Source organism: Halomonas salinarum (genome assembly GCF_012062845.1).
In the GTDB taxonomy this organism is placed as follows: Bacteria; Pseudomonadota; Gammaproteobacteria; order Pseudomonadales; family Halomonadaceae; genus Onishia; species Onishia salinarum.
In genome coordinates this window covers 59,970-77,696 of the sequence record NZ_WWNB01000016.1, presented here as the reverse complement: position 1 = coordinate 77,696, position 17,727 = coordinate 59,970, and the positions used below count along the sequence as shown (strand labels likewise).

Sequence of the window (17,727 nt, the reverse complement as noted above, 5' to 3'; positions counted from 1 at the left end):
CAGGTGCGACAGCCTCGTATGCGGTTCCTGTTCGTCGGGCCAGGAGTTTGCCTACAGCTTCCTCCAGATTCCGCCTCGCGACGGACACCCTTGCTGTTCAGCTAACGGTTCCCGCTATCAGGGTCCGTAGGGGACTCTCACCCCCGAGTCATCCCGAGGCACCACCCTCGGGAACAGCACCTGTCCGGCGCTGCGCGCCATGCCTGGCGCACCAAAAAAAAGCACACGGAGGAATCCCCCGTGTGCTTCTTACGTCATGCTCGCATCAAGGATGCGAGGTAACGACTTACTCGGCGACGATGACGACGCGCACGCTGGATGCCACATCGGCATGCAGCTGCAGATCGATATCGTATTCGCCAGTCCGGCGCAGCGGACCTTCCGGCATACGAACTTCGCTCTTGGCGATGTCGATACCGGCCTGGGCGATGGCTTCGGCCAGATCGCGAGGACCGATAGAACCGAACAGCTTGCCATCTTCGCCAGCTTTGGCGACCAGCGAGAGTTCGATCTCGGCCAGCTGCTCGGCGCGAGCTTCGGCTTCAGCCTTGCGCTCGGCGGCCTGCGCTTCAAGCTCAGCACGCTGGGCTTGGAAGGCTTCCAGGTTTTCTTTACTTGCCGGAACGGCCAGGCCGTACGGCATCAGATAGTTACGGCCGTAACCGGGCTTGACGGTGACCTTGTCACCCAGGCCGCCCAGCTTGCCAATGTTGTCGAGCAGAATGACTTCCATCTCGTGAACCTCTTGTCAGACGCTGCGGGCCAGACGCGTGCGGAAATCCGCAAACGTATCGATAAGAGCCAACAGCAGCACAATCAGAATCGTGGGCCAAGTGGTAATCAACAGTGCATAGAAGACTACCAACCAGAGCCCCTTCATCCCCTTGAGACCAATAATTCCGTGAATTAGCGCAATGCCCGCGATCAGCAGGGGTACCCAGGCGAGAATCGCCAGCCCCGGTAACGCCAGCAGCGAACCGATGATACCCAGCACCACTAGCGTCACCAGCTCCCGCGGGGTCAGTCGCAAGGAATGAAATTCCTCGCGAAAGCCACCCGGGTTATAGAGCCCCGCCTGCCAGCCTCGCGCTATGGCCAGGCAGGCGACGGCGAGCAGCAAGACAATGATGCCGCTGACACCGCCGATGACCAGGGTCGCGAGAGCCTCGGTGGAGATACCCTGACGGGTAAACTCATCCAGCATTTGCTGGACTTCCGGCGAACTCTGACTGAGCTGATCAAGCAGTGCTTCGGTGCCGCCCGGCGGCAGGAAGACGCCTAGCTGGATCATGGCGGCCCCGGCCAGGGACCCACCAATCAGTGCTTCAGGCCAACTCAGGCGCTCTCTAAGCACCACCGCCATCAGGGTCACCAGCAGCAGGGTTGCCAGGGGAATCACATCCCCCTGAACCCACCACCAGCCGGCAGGCAGGCCTGCCGCCAGGATCACCGGCAGAGCCGATGCCATGCCCTGGCGAAGCGTCACCAGGCCAGCAATAGCGGCGCTCATCCAGAACAGCCACGGCACCAGCCCTGATAGCGCGGCCCCTCCGACAGCGTAGGGCAGCCCCCGCATCATCCAGCGGGCAATCGACAGCATCACGCTAACGGCTTACTGGTGGCTATCGGAGTACGGCAGCAGAGCCAGGTAGCGCGCGCGCTTGATAGCGCTGGACAGCTGACGCTGGTAGCGTGCACGGGTACCGGTGATGCGGCTCGGAACGATCTTGCCAGTCTCGGTGACGTAGGCCTTAAGGGTGTCCAGATCCTTGTAGTCGATCTGCTTCACGCCTTCGGCGGTAAAACGGCAAAACTTACGGCGACGGAAAAAGCGTGCCATGTAAAAATCCTCCTGGCGGTGCGTATCAGTTAGCTTCTTCAGCGGTTTCGGTACGTTCGCGCGGCTTGTCTTCGCGGCGCGGACGCTTTTCTTCCGCCGGCTTCATCATCGGTGAAGCTTCGGTGATGGCTTCGTTGCAACGCACGACCAGGCTACGGATGATCGCATCGTTGAAGCGGAAGACATTCTCGATTTCTTCGAGGGTCTCGCCGCTGCACTCGACGTTCATCAGCACGTAGTGAGCCTTGTGGATCTTGTTGATCGGATACGCCAGGTGACGACGACCCCAATCTTCCAGACGATGAACGCTGCCGCCGCTCTCGGTAACGAGGCTGGTGTAACGTTCGACCATCGCCGGAACCTGTTCGCTCTGGTCCGGGTGGACCATGAACACGATTTCGTAATGACGCATAGTGTCTCCTTTCGGTTTGACAGCTTCCATAGGGCAGTAACGAAGTGAAGCCTTCGCCGCACCTGGGGAAGCAAGGAGTGATTTAACGGGTGTGTTGTCTGGTCGCAGTCCGACCAAGCCGGACAATTGTAGTGACCGGCCGACTAGCTTGCAAGCTGGCGCTGTCGTAGCGCCTCGAACAGGCAGATACCGGTCGCCACCGAGACGTTGAGGCTCGACACGCTGCCCACCATCGGCAGTTTGACCAGGGTGTCGCAGGCCTCGCGGGTCAGCCGACGCATGCCCTTGCCTTCAGCGCCCATCACCAGCGCGCAGGGGCCGTTGAAGTCGCCATCGAAAACACTGGCATTGGCCTCGCCGGCGGTGCCGGTGATCCACACCCCGTGTTCCTTCAGCTTGCCCATGGCGCGCGCCAGATTGGTGACCTGATAGACCGGCACGCTCTCGGCTGCACCACAGGCGACCTTGCGCACCGTGGCATTGAGTGGGGCGGCCTTGTCCTTGGGCACGATGACGCCATCAACGCCCGCCGCATCGGCGCTACGCAGGCAGGCACCGAAGTTATGCACGTCGGTGACGCCATCGAGGATAAGCAATAAGGGCGGCGCTTCCTTGGTCCAGCCATTGAGCCTCAGCCAAAGGGAGTCCTCGCCTTCGGCCGACAGCGGCGGACAAAAGGCCACGACGCCCTGATGCGCCGCACCCTGAGCCAGCGCATCGAGCGATTCGCGGGGCTGGAACTGGACACGGGTACCCAAGCGGCGAGCTTCGTCGAGCAACTCGGCGAGACGCGCGCCGGCATTGCCGTCCTGCACCCAGAGCTCACGCGGGGCTTCGCCCCTCGCCAACAGGGCACGTACCGCGTGCACACCATATACCGCATCAAGGCCAGAGGGCGCATTGGGTCCTCGCTGGCCGGGACGTCGTTTCATTATCGGCTATTCCTGATTGTTCAAAGCAACCCCATGTCAGGCGGCTGATCTCAGCGCCTGACATGCGCGACCGGCGTTAGCGCTTACCGCCACCGCGCGGCTTGCGCGGCCCGCGACGACGGCCCGACTTGGGTTTATCGCCCTTGGGCTTGTCACCTTGCGCCGGCTTGTCACCTTGCGGCTTGTCGCTGCTGGCCTGCTCGGTGCCTGGCTTGCGGCGCGGCGCCCGCTTTTGACGTGGTTTATCGTCGACCAGATCGAAGTCGATCTTGCGGTCGTCGAGATCGACCCGCGCCACCTTCACGGTAACACCGTCGCCCAACCGGTAGCTGACGCCGGAGCGCTCGCCCTTGAGGCGATGCTTCTCGGCCTCGTAGTGGTAATAATCTGAGGGCAGCGAGGTCACGTGCACCAGTCCCTCGACGTAGACATCGTCGAGGCGCACGAAGATACCGAACTGCGTCACCGAGGCGATGGTGCCCTCGAAGACATCACCGACCTTGTCGGACATGAACTCACACTTGAGCCAGTCTTCCACGTCCCGCGTCGCATCGTCGGCGCGACGCTCGGTCATCGAGCAATGCTCACCGAAGTGGACCATCTGCTCGAAGGAGTAAGGCGCCCAACGACTCGGCGGCTCGACGGGAGCGCCTTCAGCACGCAGTACGGTCGCCGTCTGGCGTGGCCCGCGAATCACCGAGCGAATGGCGCGATGCACCAGCAGGTCCGGATAGCGACGGATCGGCGAGGTAAAGTGGGCGTAGGCCGGGTAAGCTAGGCCAAAGTGCCCTTCGTTCTGTGGCGAATAGACCGCCTGATTCATCGAGCGCAGCATCACCGTCTGGATGATGTCGGCATCAGGACGGTCCTTGATGGCCTCACGAAGGGCCTGATAGTCCTGCGGCGTCGGCTCATCGCCCCCACCCAGGGACAGTCCCAGCTCGTTGAGGAACAACCGCAGGCGATCCAGGCGCTCAGGCGTCGGCGGCTGGTGAATACGATACAGCGCCGGCAGGTCGTGCTTGTCGAGGAAGCGCGCGGTGGCCACGTTGGCGGCCAGCATGCACTCTTCGACGATCTTGTGCGCGTCGTTGCGGGTGCGCGGCACGATGGCATCGATCTTGCGCTCTTCGTTGAAGAGAATCGCCGTCTCGGTGGTTTCGAAGTCGATGGCGCCACGTTCGCTGCGCGCGGTACGCAGCAACTTGTAGAGATCGTGTAGCTGCTCGATCGCCGGTACCAGCGAGGAATACTCGTCGCGCAGCGCCTTGCCTTCAGCGCTCTCCGGTTCCTGCAGGATCTTGCCGACCTTGTTATAGGTCAGACGCGCATGAGACTGAAAGACCGCCTCATAGAAACGGTAGCGGCTGATCGCACCAGTCTTTGAGATATTCATCTCACAGACCAGGGCCAGTCGATCGACCGCCGGGTTCAGCGAACACAGGCCATTGGAAAGCAGCTCAGGCAGCATCGGCACGACCTGACCGGGGAAATACACCGAGTTGCCGCGGACCAGTGCCTCCTCATCCAGGGGGCTGCCGGGGCGGACATAATGCGAGACGTCGGCGATGGCAACGATCAGCTTCCAGCTGCCCGACTTGGTCTGGTAGGCGCAGATGGCATCATCGAAGTCCTTGGCGCTTTCATCGTCGATGGTCACCAACGGCAAGTGGCGCAGATCGATACGATTCGCCTTATCGTCCTCGGCGACCTCAGCGGACATGGAGCCGATCTGCTCGTCCACCGCCGGTGGGAACTCATCCGGGATGTTATAGCTGCGGATGGCGATACCGATTTCCATGCCCGGGTCCATGCGCTCACCGAGCACCTCAGTGACTTCACCCACCGGCTGCTTGCGTGTCTCGGGCTGCTGAACGATACGTGCCGAAACCACCTGGCCGTCCTGAGCGCCACCGCTGGCACTATGAGGGATCAGCACTTCCTGGGTGATGCGGCTATTCTCGGGAATCAGCACTGCAAACTCGTCATTGTTCTGACGATAGATGCCTACCACTGTCTGGGTATTGCGGGCGATGACTTCAGCAATGGTGGCTTCGTCACGGCCGCGACGATCGCGTCCACTGACGCGCACCAGTACATGGTCACCGTGAAAAACACGGCGCATTTGGCGTGGCGGCAATACCAGGTCCGGCTTTTTGCCGTCGTCGCGGAGAATGAAGCCGAAGCCATCACGGTGCCCAAGTACCTTGCCCTTGATCAAATCGAGCTTGTCGATCAACGCATAGGCACCACGACGGTTGCGCAGCACCTGCCCGTCGCGCTCCATTGCCGCCAGGCGGCGGCGCACAGCCTCCTGCTGGTCTTCTTCTTCGAGGCCCAGCATCCGGCTCATGCTCTCATGCGTGATCGGCTTGCCTGCTTCTTCGAGGCGGCGGAGCAAATATTCTCGGCTGGGTACCGGATTGTCATACTTGTGGGCTTCACGTTCCGCGTGGGGATCGTCGCTGAGCGTCCACTGAGTCATACGCAAGGCGTCCTTGATAAGGGAAAAACGATGCACCACGGGCGTGAGGCAAGAATTCGTGTGTTCATTAACATCGCGCCAGTATAGCGTTGCAGCGAGCCTGACCCAACCATAACCGTGACCGGGCCTCAAGCACGCGACGAGTCGACCCACTCTGCCGATAACAAAAAAATCTCGCGCACACCCCGGCCCAAGTCTTGCATTGTCTTATGAAATCGGTATTATACCGCCCACTTGCCCGGGTGGCGGAATTGGTAGACGCGCTAGCTTCAGGTGCTAGTGTCCGTATGGACGTGGAGGTTCAAGTCCTCTCCCGGGCACCAACGATGATCCGAAAGCCTGATCATCACGGAATGAAGATTCCAACTGCAGTAATCCCGCAGGACCCGTTGATTCGTCAGCGGCACAGTATGGCTTGTGTTCGCCCAGGTGGCGGAATTGGTAGACGCGCTAGCTTCAGGTGCTAGTGTCCGTATGGACGTGGAGGTTCAAGTCCTCTCCTGGGCACCATCGAAACAGTCTTTTCTAGACTGCCTGGATGGCCCAGCACGCGAACACCAGCCAGCATGATGCGCCCGGGTGGCGGAATTGGTAGACGCGCTAGCTTCAGGTGCTAGTGTCTGTATGGACGTGGAGGTTCAAGTCCTCTCCCGGGCACCAATTCGCATCATGTATCTTCCCCCGCACGATATGTCCTCACCCTTCTGAATAGACAGTAACAGTGATCTCCCTGCCCGACTGGAAGACTGTCCTGCCCGTTTGGAAAACTGTATAGCTGAAAGAATGGCCAGAGGCCAACGCTTCAAGCGCTACTTTCCTTGTTCCTGAATACTCGGGGCTTTCCCCTGGACACCGCCGGCTTACCTTGCCCTGCCCCTGCTGCCGCGCCCCTGGGTCAGCTGTCATTACTGAACACGCGTGCAGCTACTGAAAGCGCCCAGGACGTCGCGCCACGGCTTGCAGGTCCCAGCCGTGCGTATCAACGTTACCTTCAAGCCGCCTCGCCACTTCCTGCGTCAACTGCGGGAAAAAGTCCAGGCCGGTGCGCGCCTCTATCTTGTCGACGCTAACCAGGAATCGATCCAGCGGCTCATTACCGCTGACTTGCTGAGGCATGATGAAGGCAATCACCCGAGGCGTTTGAGACGGCACGACCAGAATCTTGTAGAACGCCTCAGGCACCTGCGTAAAGCCTACCCGGTGAAAGACGCCCTCGAGAAAGTCTGCGGGGTAGATAGGCCCGGTAATCACCTGCAGAGTGCCAAAGCGAGGCACAAAGTGGTCCATCACCGCCTCCTCCAACCGCTGCCAAAGCTGGCGATTCAGGTTGGGGCGCTGAGGCGACATATTGCTCATCAGGAAGGTCTGCCGCTGAGCTTCGCGACCATGAACATTCGCAATGGCATAGTTGGGCGCCAGGTGACCACGATCATAGCCACTGCCCCGGTAACTGTCGGCACTCACCGGCCAGAGGGTGCGCCAGTCACGCTTGAAACCGGGACGATCACCGATTTGCGATGTGCCCGTGTCATTCAGCCAGTAGCTCACCCAAAGCGGATTGACCCTCAAGTCAGACCAGCCCACCAGGTATCCATCGTTGCGCAGTACACGATGCAGGTTCAGCGGGGTCGGTGACTCCCAGGTCGTCACCCCCTCCCAACTCAGGCTATTGCGATAATCGGCCTCCTGGCTGTACCAGAGCCCGGTGGCCACGGCCACGAACACACCAGCGATTAGCAGACGACCCAGTCCAGCGCGCGCCATCGACAACAATTTCCCCATTCACGCCCCCGGCTGTGGTTGCAGCATGCTCGACGCCAAGCCGGTTCATTCACCCGGCTGCCGCCTGGCCCGTGGTGGGCCGAGTGGCGGAGTATACCAGCGGACCGCTGCGGGCATAGACACGACGCAGACTGCGACCAATTGCCCCGTGGCGCCCCATTGATTCCCTACTTTCACCGTCATGCACTAAACTGGGGACGTCGAACTCCGTGAAACGCTACTGGTCGTAGTATTGAAAGTGGTAGTCAGACGGAATCGCCGCGAGGCTTAGCGTCCTCGCCAAAGCCAGAGGCGGTCCGAGCCGCCCTATATAATACCGTGATATGGGTCTCGCCCCTGGCAGGGCATCTGGAGACCCCAAAAATATCAACACCGAGGAGATACCATGGCTAATCAGAGTCGCCGCGACTTCATGCGTAACAGCCTGCTAGGCCTTGCCGCACTACCTCTGGGCGCCGGTATTCTGTCACGTCAGGCCCTGGCGCAGGACCTGCCGCGTCTGGACCCGGAAAACCCGCAAGCCAAGGCCCTGAACTATGTCGCCAAGGCAAGCGATGCCAGCGATCATCCGGCCTATGCTGAGGGCGAAAAATGCTCCAACTGCATGTTCTACAATGCAGAGAATCAAGGCTGTCAGCTGTTCCCGCAGAACAGCGTGGAGCCGGCCGGCTGGTGCCAGTCCTGGACCGCCGCGTAACGCAGCAATTTCGCCTTAACGGCGCCACAGGCTCGGGACACTCTCTTGCCCGAGCCACACGAAAGACCCGCCGGCCGGCGGGTCTTTTCGTTAAGTGGCTGCATCCAGCCTTAAGACCTGGCTAATGCCACGCCTTCCCGCAATGGCTCGCCGATAACCGCCACTGCCCTTAGTCAGGTGCTCCTTCATTGGGCAACGGCCACTGATAGCGTCTCGCCACCTCGTCACCTTCGATCGATTCGAGTCGCACCGTGAACCCCCAAAGCTGATGCAGGTAGCGCATTACCGGATAAACGCTTTTTTCCAGTGGCCGACGGCGGTCCTGAACATGACGAAGGGTCAGCGAGCGATCACCACGAATATCGGCGGCATAAACCTGGATATTCGGCTCACGTACCGACAGCGCATACTGTACCGACAGCGCCTCACGCACGCGTCGATAGCCACGCTCGTCATGGATCGCGGCCACCGTCAGCATCTCGTCCTGGTCGTCGTCGATCACATTGAACAGCTTGAGATCACGTATCACCTTGGGTGACAGAAACTGCTGGATGAACGACTCGTCCTTGAAGTTGCGCATCGCGAAGTGAAGCGTCTCGAGCCAATCGCTGCCGGCAATGTCGGGAAACCATTCGCGATCCTCGTCGGTCGGCGCTTCGCAGATGCGGCGAAGGTCGGTAAACATCGCAAACCCCAGAGCATAAGGGTTGATGCCATTGTAGTAGGGGCTATCGAATGGCTGCTGATGTACCACGGCCGTGTGCGACTGCAGGAATTCGAGAATCAGCCCCTCATCGACCAGCCCCTCATCGAACATCCGGTGCATGAGGGTGTAGTGCCAGAACGTGGCCCAGCCTTCGTTCATCACCTGAGTCTGGCGCTGCGGATAGAAGTACTGCGCCAGCTTGCGCACGATACGTACGATCTCCCGCTGCCAGGGCGCCAGCAGGGGAGCGTTCTTCTCGATAAAATAGAGCAGGTTCTCCTGAGGCTCAGGTGGATAGCGACCGGCCTGGTGCAGGCCCAGTGGATCGTCACTGTCATCCTGCGCGCCCTCGTCCAGGCCCCGACCGGCAAGCGGGATGGTACGCCACAGCATGTTGACCTGCGTCTGCAGGTATTCTTCGCGCTCGGCCTGGCGCAGCGCCTCTTCCTCCGCGGAAATTGGCGAGGGGCGTTTATAACGATCGACACCGTAGTTCTGCAGCGCATGGCAGGCATCCAGCAGTTGCTCCACCGCCACCACGCCGTGGCGCTCCTCGCACTCGGCCACGTATTTGCGCGCAAACACCAGGTAATCGATGATCGAACTGGCATCGGTCCAGGTGCGAAACAGGTAGTTGCCCTTGAAGAAGGAGTTATGGCCGTAACAGGCATGGGTCATGACCAACACCTGCATCATCAGCGTATTCTCTTCCATCAGATAGGCGATGCAGGGATCCGAGTTGATGACCAGCTCATAGGCAAGCCCCATCTGGCCGCGACGATAGGCCTGCTCGACCGACAGGAACTGCTTGCCGAACGACCAGTGATGGTAACCCACCGGCATGCCGACGCTGGCGTAGGCGTCCATCATCTGCTCGGATGTGATCACCTCGATCTGGTTGGGATAGGTATCGAGGCGATATTCGTCGGCTAGCCTTGCAATCTCGCGCTCGAACTCGGCGATCACCTCAAAATTCCAGTCCGAGCCGGTGGCGATGGGCGTCTTTCGGGTCTTGCTCATGCTGCCTCCTGGAGCCACTCAGGCCTCAACTTTGCGAAACAGCTCGCGAAACACTGGATAGATATCCCCCGGCTCGACGATCTGGCGCATGGCGAAACGTGAAGGAAAATCCTGTTCGACGGCCTCATATTCGTCCCACAACGCCTGATGGGCATGGGGTGTGATCTCGACGTAGGTGAAATAGGCGAGCTGTCGCATCAGCGACTTGGACAGGATTTCACGGCAGGTGGTGGAATCGTCGTCCCAGTTGTCGCCGTCGGAGGCCTGCGCGACATAAAGGTTCCAGTCCGCCGGGGGGTAACGGTCGCGGATGATCTCGTCGACCAGGGTCAGGGCACTTGAGACGATGGTGCCGCCGGTTTCCCGTGAGTAGAAGAACTCTTCCTCGTCGACCTCCTTGGCGGCGGTATGGTGGCGAACGAACACCAGCTCGACCTTCTCGTAGTTGCGTTCGAGAAACAGATAGAGCAGCAAGAAGAAACGCTTGGCGATGTCCTTGTGGGATTGCGTCATCGACCCCGAGACATCCATCACGCAGAACATCACCGCCTTGTTGGATGGCGTGGGCTGGTTGACCAGGTTGTTGTAGCGAAGATCATAGGTATCGATGAAGGGGACCGACTCGAGTCGCTTCTCGAGCCGTTCGATCTCGTCCTTGAGCTCCTGGATGCGCGAAGGATTGCGCAGCACGGGATCCTTGCGCTCTTCTTCCTCCAGAGCCTCCATGGCCTCGCGCAGGGCCCGACGGATCGGCGCACGCATGGCGATGCGCCTGGCCTGCGCCTCACGCATCGAGCGGACGATATTAATCCTCGATGGTACGCCTTCGCGGGAAATGCCGGCCCGCACCGGCTTCACTTCCTCCAGGTCCATCAGTTGCTTGCGTTCGAGATGAGGTAGCTCGAGGCCATCGAAGACAAAATCGAGAAACTCATCGCGGGTCAGGCTAAAGGCAAACTCGTCCAGCCCTTCCCCCTGGTTGGACGCCCCACCCTCGCCGCTGCCATCGCCTCCGCCGCCGCCACTGGGGCGACGTAGCCGATCGCCTTCATCGAACTCCCGGTTGCCAGGACTGACGATGGAACGATGCCCGCCCTGCCCGTGCTGAAAGACCGGCTCGGAGATATCCCGCGTCGGGATCGACACCTTTTCCCCGTGCTGCATATCGGTGATCGAACGCCGATTGACGGCTTCCTCGACCGAGCGCTTGATGTGCGTGCGGTAGCGATCAAGAAAGCGCTGCCGATTGACCGCACTCTTGTGCTTGGCGTTGGCCCGTCGATCGATGAAATAACTCATGCTGCCCTCCCGGCGCCTCGCGCCGCTGGCCGGGCCAATCCCCGGCCCGGCGATGCGCTCCACAGCGCTATCACACCCGTCTCAGTAACGCGCGTGACGATGACGCGTTACTGGGACTTGCGAACGCGCAGGTACCATTCCGACAATAGGCGCACCTGTTTCTCGGTGTAGCCACGATCGACCATCCGCGCGACGAAGTCCTCGTGCTTCTTCTGGTCCGACTGAGAGGCCTTGGCATTGAAGGAGATCACCGGTAGCAATTCCTCGGTGTTGGCAAACATCTTCTTCTCGATCACGCCCCGCAGCTTTTCGTAGGACCCCCAACTGGGGTTCATGCCGTTATTCTGGGCCCGAGCCCGCAGCACGAAATTGACCACTTCGTGACGGAAATCCTTGGGATTGGAGATGCCCGCCGGTTTCTCGATCTTCTCGAGTTCCTCGTTGAGTGACTGGCGATTGAAGAGCTCACCGGTCTCCGGGTCACGATACTCCTGATCCTGAATCCAGAAATCCGCGTAGGTGACGTAGCGATCGAAGATGTTCTGGCCATACTCGGAGTAGGACTCCAGGTAGGCGGTCTGAATCTCCTTGCCGATGAAGTCGACGTAACGCGGCGCCAGGAACTCCTTGATGAAGCGCAGATAGCGCTCGAAGACCTCCTTGGGTAACTGCTCCTGCTCCAGGCGCTGCTCCAGCACATAGAGCAGATGCACCGGGTTGGCGGCGATCTCATGGGTGTCGAAGTTAAATACCTTGGAAAGGATCTTGAAGGCGAAGCGAGTCGACAGCCCGGTCATGCCTTCATCAACACCGGCACTATCCCGGTATTCCTGGATCGACTTGGCCTTGGGGTCGGTGTCCTTGAGGTTGCGGCCGTCATAAACCCGCATCTTCGAGTAGATGCTCGAGTTTTCGGGCTCCTTGAGCCGGGAAAGCACCGTGAACTGGGCCAGCATGCGCAGCGTATCCGGTGCACAGGGTGCCTTGGAAAGCGAGGAGTGCTCCATCAGCTTCTGATAGATCTTGACCTCTTCGGTCACCCGCAGACAGTAAGGGACCTTGACCATGTAGACACGGTCGAGAAAGGCCTCGTTGTTGCGGTTGTTACGAAAGGTCTGCCATTCGCTTTCATTGGAGTGCGCCAGCACGACACCCTCGAAGGGAATGGCGCCCATCCCCTCGGTGGGGTTGTAGTTGCCTTCCTGGGTCGCCGTCAGCAGCGGATGCAGCACCTTGATCGGTGCCTTGAACATCTCGACGAATTCCATCAGGCCTTGGTTGGCCTTACACAGCCCACCCGAAAAGCTGTAGGCGTCCGGATCATCCTGGGAGTAGAGCTCGAGCTGGCGAATATCGACCTTACCCACCAGTGAGGAAATATCCTGATTGTTTTCATCGCCGGGTTCGGTCTTGGAGATACCGATCTGGTTAAGCCGTGACGGGTAGAGGCGCACCACCCGGAACTGGGTAATATCGCCGCCGTACTCCTTGAGACGCTTGGCGGCCCAGGGCGACATCACACTCTTCAGGCAGCGCCTGGGAATCCCGTATTCGGTCTCGAGAAGCTCGCCATCTTCCTCCGGCGAGAAAAGCCCAAGCGGTGACTCGAATACCGGCGAGCCCTTGATGGCATAGAAAGGCACTCGTTCCATCAAGAGCTTGAGGCGTTCGGCCAGGGACGACTTGCCGCCCCCGACCGGGCCCAGCAGATAGAGGATCTGCTTGCGCTCCTCGAGGCCCTGAGCGGCATGGCGGAAGTAGGCGACGATCTGCTCGATGGCCTCTTCCATGCCATAGAATTCAGAAAACGCCGGGTAGCGGCGAATCACCTTGTTGGAAAAGATACGGGATAGCCGGGAATCCTTGGCAGTATCAATCACCTCGGGCTCCCCGATCGCCACCAGCATACGCTCGGATGCCGAGGCGTAGGCGGTTGGATCGCTACGACAGAGCTCCAGGTACTCCTTAAGACTGAGTTCTTCCTGCTGAACGCGTTCATAGCGATTCTGGACATGATCGAAGATGCTCATCGAAGCCTCCTTAAGCACGATTCCTCGACGATGACGGGAACTGTCAGTTCGAGGAGGGCACACCTATCAGCGTAGACAGAATCGGTTGCCAGGGACTTACTGCTCACTTCAACGCAACCATCATCTGGCGCTACTGACTCATAAGAGCGCAGAAGCGGGACCAAGGTTCGTTGAAAATCGATGAGATTTTGAACGCTAGACGAAAAACATCGGCCGCCGAGCCATGGCGGCCGACACAGAGATGACCAGGCGGGTAGGACATGCGGCTCAGACGTGGCTCAGCGCCTCACGGATATCGCCGAGCAGCACATCGAGCAACTGGGTGCTGGTATTCCAGGAGCACACGAAACGCGCACCGCCAGCTCCGATAAAGGTGTAGAAGGTCCAGCCACTCGCCTTGAGGTGAGCGATGGCGGCCGGCGGCAAGCTGACGAAGACGCTGTTGGCCTGAGTCGGGAACATGGCGTGGACCCCGGGCAGCCCTAACAGGCCATCGGCCAGATAGCGGGCCATGGCGTTCGCGTGTTCCGCATTGGTACGCCAGGCGCCACTTTCCAGAAGTCCGAGCCAGGGTGCCGCAATAAAGCGCATCTTGGAGGCCAACTGGCCAGCCTGCTTGCAACGGTAGGCAAAGTCCTCGGACAGTTCCCGGTTGAAGAACAGGATCGCCTCGCCCATCGCCATGCCGTTCTTGGTTCCCGAGAAGCACAGCGCATCGATCCCCACCTGCCAGGTCAACTCGGCGGGCGATACATTGAGCGCCGCACAGGCATTGGCGAAACGCGCGCCATCCATATGCAGGCGCAGGTCATGCTTGTCGGCCATGGCACGAATCGCCCGCAGCTCATCGAGGCTGTAGAGGGTGCCCACCTCGGTGGCCTGAGTCAGCGAGATCACCCGGGGTTTGGGGTAGTGGATATCGCTGCGCTTGGTGACCAGCGCCTCGATGCCCTCGGGCGTCAACTTGCCATTCTCGCCCGGCGACGTCAGCAACTTGGCACCGTTGGAGAAGAATTCCGGTCCGCCGCATTCATCGGTCTCGATATGGGCGAGTTCATGACAGATCACGCTGTGGTAGCTGCGCCCCATGGCCGCCAGCGTCAACGAATTGGCGGCGGTTCCATTGAAAACGAAGAAGGCGTCACAGTCGTAATCGAAGAGTTCACGGAAGCTATCGGCCGCCCGCTCGGTCCAGCTGTCGTTGCCATAAGCGAGATCATCGCTTCGATTGGCTTCGAGCAGGTATTCCATGGCCTCTGGACAGATCCCGGAGGTATTGTCACTGGCCAGATAGCGCGGAGTGCAGTCGGATTCCATCTGAGGTGTCCTTACACACAGTGTTCACGAAGGCGCATTGCGAAGGGATGCATCGCCATGCCCTGGCAGTCGGCGTGGATGGCACGCCGGCACCAGTCTATCACCGCCAGAGAGACCGAACCTGCCGAGCATTACACGCAGCTCATGGGGCGCTAGAGACGTGCTGCCAGCCGGGTTCCCTGATCAATGGCCCGTTTGGCATCAAGCTCCGCCGCCTTGTCAGCACCACCAATCAGGTACACGGCAACGCCGGCGGCCTCAAGCGGCCCGAAAAGCTCACGCACCGGCTCCTGGCCGGCGCAGACCACGATGCTGTCGACCTCGAGCAGGCGAGGCTCATCTGCCACCTTCAGATGCAGTCCATTATCGTCGATGGCCAGGTACTCACAGCCGGCCAGGGTCTCGACACCACGGTGGCGCAGCGAGGCACGATGCACCCAGCCAGATGTGGTCCCCAGCCCCTTGCCGGGCTTGCTGGTCTTGCGCTGCAGAAGCGTGACATGCCGGGCCGCCTGCGGGCGCTCAGGGGCGGCGAGCCCAGCCCCATCACGCGCCTTTAGATCCACACCCCACTCGCGACACCAGGCGTCCAATGCCTGTCCCTGGCCCGACGCATCATCCTGCGAGGCATCACTCTCCAGAGGATGAGTCAGCAGCTCCGCAACATCGAAACCGATGCCACCGGCACCGATGATCGCCACCCGCGGCCCGACCCGCTCGGGGTGCTGGATCGCCTCGGGATAGCTCAGCACACTGGGATGCTCGCTACCGGGCAAATCGAGGTGGCGCGGTCGCACACCGCTGGCCAGCACCACGGCCGAGAACCCGGCAAGCGTTTCTAGGCTCGCCTGCGTATTGAGGCGTACCTCGACGCCGTATTTGTCGAGCATCACCCTGAAGTAACGCAACGTCTCATCGAACTCCTCCTTGCCGGGAATTCGCCGTGCGTGATTGAACTGCCCACCTATCTCACCGGCACTCTCGAAGAGCACCACTCGATGCCCCCGGCCGGCGGCAGTAACCGCCGCCGCCAGCCCCGCCGGGCCGGCGCCGACCACGGCGATATCCTGCGGTGTGTCGGCCGGCGTGATCGATAACTCAGTCTCGTGGCAGGCTCGCGGATTGACCAGACAGGAGGTCAACTTGCCCTGGAAGGTGTGATCGAGACAGGCCTGATTACAGGCGATGCAGGTGTTGATCTCGTCGCTGCGCCCGCCCTGCGCCTTGGCTACCCAGTCTGGGTCCGCAAGGAAAGGCCTCGCCATGGACACCAGGTCGGCATGCCCCTCAGCCAGCACTCGCTCGGCGACTTCCGGCATGTTGATGCGATTGGTGGTGATCAAGGGCACCGACAGTTCGGCTTTCATGCGCCGCGTCACCTCGGTGAAGGCGGCCCTGGGCACGCTGGTGACGATGGTCGGCACCCGTGCCTCGTGCCAGCCGATACCGGTATTGATGAGATCCACGCCGGCGGCTTCGAGTGCATGCCCCAGCTTGACCACTTCCTGCCAGCTACTGCCCTCCTCGACGAGATCGAGCATCGAGAGCCGAAAGATGATCAGGAAGTCCGCGCCCAGTGCAGCGCGGATGCGCTTTACGATCTCCACCGCAAAGCGCATGCGAGCATCGAAATCGCCGCCCCAGTCATCCGTGCGCTGATTGGTGCGCCGACACAGGAACTGGTTGATCAGGTAGCCCTCGGACCCCATCACCTCGACTCCATCATAGCCCGCATCAGCCGCCAGGCGCGCACAACGCACATAATCGTCGATCTGCTGCTCGACCTCATCACGCTCGAGCGCCCTGGGGCTGAAGCCATTGATCGGCGCGCGAATCGCCGAAGGCGCCACCAGCTCGGGCGAATAGGCGTAGCGTCCCGCATGCAGGATCTGCAGACAGATACGCCCACCCTCCTTGTGCACCGCCTCGGTCACAGGACGGTGATGGAGGGCTTCATGCGCCTCGGTCAACTTGGCAGCGCCCTGAAACACCGCGCCTTCGGGGTTAGGGGCGATGCCACCGGTGACGATCAGCCCGACACCGGCTCGGGCACGCTCGGCATAGAAGGCGGCCAGCCGGGCAAAGCCCTCTGGAGCTTCCTCGAGGTTGGTATGCATCGAGCCCATCAGTACACGGTTGGGCAGGGTGATGGCGCCCAGCTTGAGCGGCTGGAAAAGATGCGGGTAGGTCGTCACGGCGAGTCCTCGCACAGGGGTACGGCTGGAATTCAAACAACCGTATGACAGTCGAGCCAAGGTCGCAAGACGGCCAAGGTCGAGCGTCTGCCAATCAGGGCTTGAGAGTGGTGCGGGGGAGGTTTCGACGCAAGGTCTGAAAAAGGTAGGGCTAAAACGACAAACCCCCAAGCGACTAGGCTCGGGGTTAATATCGGGTATCGAAATGGCGGACCGGACGGGACTCGAACCCGCGACCTCCGGCGTGACAGGCCGGCATTCTAACCAACTGAACTACCGGTCCGCGTGGTGGGTGATACTGGACTCGAACCAGTGACCCCCAGCATGTGAAGCTGGTGCTCTAACCAACTGAGCTAATCACCCACGTATTCGACAGGCTTGATGTGCTTGAATGACCGATGGCGGACTGGACGGGACTCGAACCCGCGACCTCCGGCGTGACAGGCCGGCATTCTAACCAACTGAACTACCAGTCCATATTAAGCAATTTCGCTAATGCGATCTGCTCAGGTCATCGAAACAACACTTGCCTTGCTACTGCACTTGCATGGGTACTGCTCATTGATACAAGAAAAAGTGGCGGACTGGACGGGACTCGAACCCGCGACCTCCGGCGTGACAGGCCGGCATTCTAACCAACTGAACTACCAGTCCACTTTTTCCTTTTACGTCTCCAGGGCATCTCGGCGAGATGGTGGGTGGTACTGGGCTCGAACCAGTGACCCCCAGCTTGTAAGGCTGGTGCTCTTCCAACTGAGCTAACCACCCTTGGGGACGTGGCGCTGCATTCTACAGGCCATTGGATCAAAGTCAACGCCCGGCGCGTAATTAATTCATCTGAGGCCAGCGCTAATTTTACAGGGCTTTCATCAACTTGGCGCCTTCGAAGAATCCAAAGAAGCCGCAAGCCACGCCATGCGCGGTTAGTGGCGTTTCCCAAGGCCTGGCCACACCTCCTGCAGGCTATTCAAAACTATCTACAGAACTTTCCCAGTCTCCTCTCCCGCCTTAT

13 protein-coding genes and 8 tRNA genes are annotated in these 17,727 nt (G+C 60.3%); 4 read left to right on the top strand and 17 right to left on the bottom strand.

The window, feature by feature from the left end:
• Positions 1-286 precede the first annotated feature (286 nt).
• The 6 genes from rplI to rnr form a co-directional block, all read right to left on the bottom strand.
• Positions 287-733, bottom strand: a complete 447-nt coding sequence (gene rplI / locus HF027_RS11975; RefSeq protein ID WP_168015970.1) for a 50S ribosomal protein L9 — start codon at positions 731-733, stop codon at positions 287-289.
• A gap of 15 nt (positions 734-748) precedes the next feature.
• Complete coding sequence (locus HF027_RS11970; RefSeq protein WP_168015980.1) at positions 749-1,600, bottom strand: hypothetical protein; 852 nt, start codon at positions 1,598-1,600, stop codon at positions 749-751.
• A gap of 12 nt (positions 1,601-1,612) precedes the next feature.
• Positions 1,613-1,840: a 30S ribosomal protein S18 gene (gene rpsR / locus HF027_RS11965; RefSeq protein ID WP_136253605.1), complete on the bottom strand. Its 228-nt coding sequence runs from the start codon at positions 1,838-1,840 to the stop codon at positions 1,613-1,615.
• A gap of 25 nt (positions 1,841-1,865) precedes the next feature.
• On the bottom strand, positions 1,866-2,252 hold the full coding sequence (gene rpsF, locus HF027_RS11960; protein WP_136253606.1) for a 30S ribosomal protein S6: 387 nt from the start codon (positions 2,250-2,252) through the stop codon (positions 1,866-1,868).
• Between the two features lie 143 nt (positions 2,253-2,395).
• Entirely contained in the window at positions 2,396-3,184 is a 789-nt protein-coding gene (rlmB, locus tag HF027_RS11955) for a 23S rRNA (guanosine(2251)-2'-O)-methyltransferase RlmB (RefSeq protein ID WP_168015968.1), read from the bottom strand.
• A gap of 76 nt (positions 3,185-3,260) precedes the next feature.
• Positions 3,261-5,669, bottom strand: coding sequence for a ribonuclease R (gene rnr, locus HF027_RS11950; RefSeq protein WP_168015966.1), 2,409 nt, complete (start codon positions 5,667-5,669; stop codon positions 3,261-3,263).
• Positions 5,670-5,905: 236 nt separating this feature from the next.
• Here rnr and HF027_RS11945 point away from each other — a divergent pair.
• The 3 genes from HF027_RS11945 to HF027_RS11935 all read left to right on the top strand — a co-directional run bounded on the left by HF027_RS11945 (position 5,906) and on the right by HF027_RS11935 (position 6,329).
• Positions 5,906-5,992, top strand: a tRNA-Leu gene (locus HF027_RS11945).
• A gap of 100 nt (positions 5,993-6,092) precedes the next feature.
• Positions 6,093-6,179: transfer RNA gene (locus tag HF027_RS11940), tRNA-Leu, on the top strand.
• A gap of 63 nt (positions 6,180-6,242) precedes the next feature.
• A tRNA-Leu gene (locus HF027_RS11935) sits at positions 6,243-6,329 on the top strand.
• Positions 6,330-6,593: 264 nt separating this feature from the next.
• On the opposite strand, the gene HF027_RS11930 is transcribed toward HF027_RS11935, so the two are convergent.
• On the bottom strand, positions 6,594-7,433 hold the full coding sequence (locus tag HF027_RS11930) for a DNA/RNA non-specific endonuclease (RefSeq protein WP_245184775.1): 840 nt from the start codon (positions 7,431-7,433) through the stop codon (positions 6,594-6,596).
• A gap of 403 nt (positions 7,434-7,836) precedes the next feature.
• On the opposite strand from HF027_RS11930, the gene HF027_RS11925 reads away from it, so the two are divergent.
• Entirely contained in the window at positions 7,837-8,148 is a 312-nt protein-coding gene (locus HF027_RS11925) for a high-potential iron-sulfur protein (protein ID WP_168015962.1), read from the top strand.
• Positions 8,149-8,317: 169 nt separating this feature from the next.
• On the opposite strand, the gene HF027_RS11920 is transcribed toward HF027_RS11925, so the two are convergent.
• From HF027_RS11920 to HF027_RS11875, 10 genes are all read right to left on the bottom strand, one after another.
• Entirely contained in the window at positions 8,318-9,874 is a 1,557-nt protein-coding gene (locus HF027_RS11920; protein ID WP_168015960.1) for a SpoVR family protein, read from the bottom strand.
• 18 nt (positions 9,875-9,892) lie between these two features.
• Positions 9,893-11,173, bottom strand: coding sequence for a YeaH/YhbH family protein (locus HF027_RS11915; protein ID WP_168015958.1), 1,281 nt, complete (start codon positions 11,171-11,173; stop codon positions 9,893-9,895).
• A gap of 107 nt (positions 11,174-11,280) precedes the next feature.
• A complete protein-coding gene (locus HF027_RS11910) occupies positions 11,281-13,203 on the bottom strand; it encodes a PrkA family serine protein kinase (RefSeq protein WP_168015956.1) in 1,923 nt (640 codons plus the stop codon).
• 267 nt (positions 13,204-13,470) lie between these two features.
• Positions 13,471-14,520, bottom strand: coding sequence for a threonine aldolase family protein (locus HF027_RS11905; protein ID WP_168015954.1), 1,050 nt, complete (start codon positions 14,518-14,520; stop codon positions 13,471-13,473).
• Positions 14,521-14,672: 152 nt separating this feature from the next.
• A complete protein-coding gene (locus HF027_RS11900) occupies positions 14,673-16,715 on the bottom strand; it encodes an oxidoreductase (RefSeq protein ID WP_168015952.1) in 2,043 nt (680 codons plus the stop codon).
• Between the two features lie 206 nt (positions 16,716-16,921).
• Positions 16,922-16,998 (bottom strand) — tRNA-Asp (locus HF027_RS11895).
• Between the two features lie 3 nt (positions 16,999-17,001).
• A tRNA-Val gene (locus tag HF027_RS11890) sits at positions 17,002-17,078 on the bottom strand.
• Between the two features lie 36 nt (positions 17,079-17,114).
• Positions 17,115-17,191 (bottom strand) — tRNA-Asp (locus tag HF027_RS11885).
• A gap of 101 nt (positions 17,192-17,292) precedes the next feature.
• Positions 17,293-17,369, bottom strand: a tRNA-Asp gene (locus tag HF027_RS11880).
• 38 nt (positions 17,370-17,407) lie between these two features.
• Positions 17,408-17,483, bottom strand: a tRNA-Val gene (locus HF027_RS11875).
• Positions 17,484-17,727: the final 244 nt, after the last annotated feature.

Coding starts and splice junctions, on each gene's coding strand:
- rplI (WP_168015970.1), bottom strand. CDS start 733: ATGGAAGTCATTCTGCTCGACAACATTGGCAAGCTGGGCGGCCTGGGT.
- HF027_RS11970 (WP_168015980.1), bottom strand. CDS start 1,600: ATGCTGTCGATTGCCCGCTGGATGATGCGGGGGCTGCCCTACGCTGTC.
- rpsR (WP_136253605.1), bottom strand. CDS start 1,840: ATGGCACGCTTTTTCCGTCGCCGTAAGTTTTGCCGTTTTACCGCCGAA.
- rpsF (WP_136253606.1), bottom strand. CDS start 2,252: ATGCGTCATTACGAAATCGTGTTCATGGTCCACCCGGACCAGAGCGAA.
- rlmB (WP_168015968.1), bottom strand. CDS start 3,184: ATGAAACGACGTCCCGGCCAGCGAGGACCCAATGCGCCCTCTGGCCTT.
- rnr (WP_168015966.1), bottom strand. CDS start 5,669: ATGACTCAGTGGACGCTCAGCGACGATCCCCACGCGGAACGTGAAGCC.
- HF027_RS11930 (WP_245184775.1), bottom strand. CDS start 7,433: ATGGCGCGCGCTGGACTGGGTCGTCTGCTAATCGCTGGTGTGTTCGTG.
- HF027_RS11925 (WP_168015962.1), top strand. CDS start 7,837: ATGGCTAATCAGAGTCGCCGCGACTTCATGCGTAACAGCCTGCTAGGC.
- HF027_RS11920 (WP_168015960.1), bottom strand. CDS start 9,874: ATGAGCAAGACCCGAAAGACGCCCATCGCCACCGGCTCGGACTGGAAT.
- HF027_RS11915 (WP_168015958.1), bottom strand. CDS start 11,173: ATGAGTTATTTCATCGATCGACGGGCCAACGCCAAGCACAAGAGTGCG.
- HF027_RS11910 (WP_168015956.1), bottom strand. CDS start 13,203: ATGAGCATCTTCGATCATGTCCAGAATCGCTATGAACGCGTTCAGCAG.
- HF027_RS11905 (WP_168015954.1), bottom strand. CDS start 14,520: ATGGAATCCGACTGCACTCCGCGCTATCTGGCCAGTGACAATACCTCC.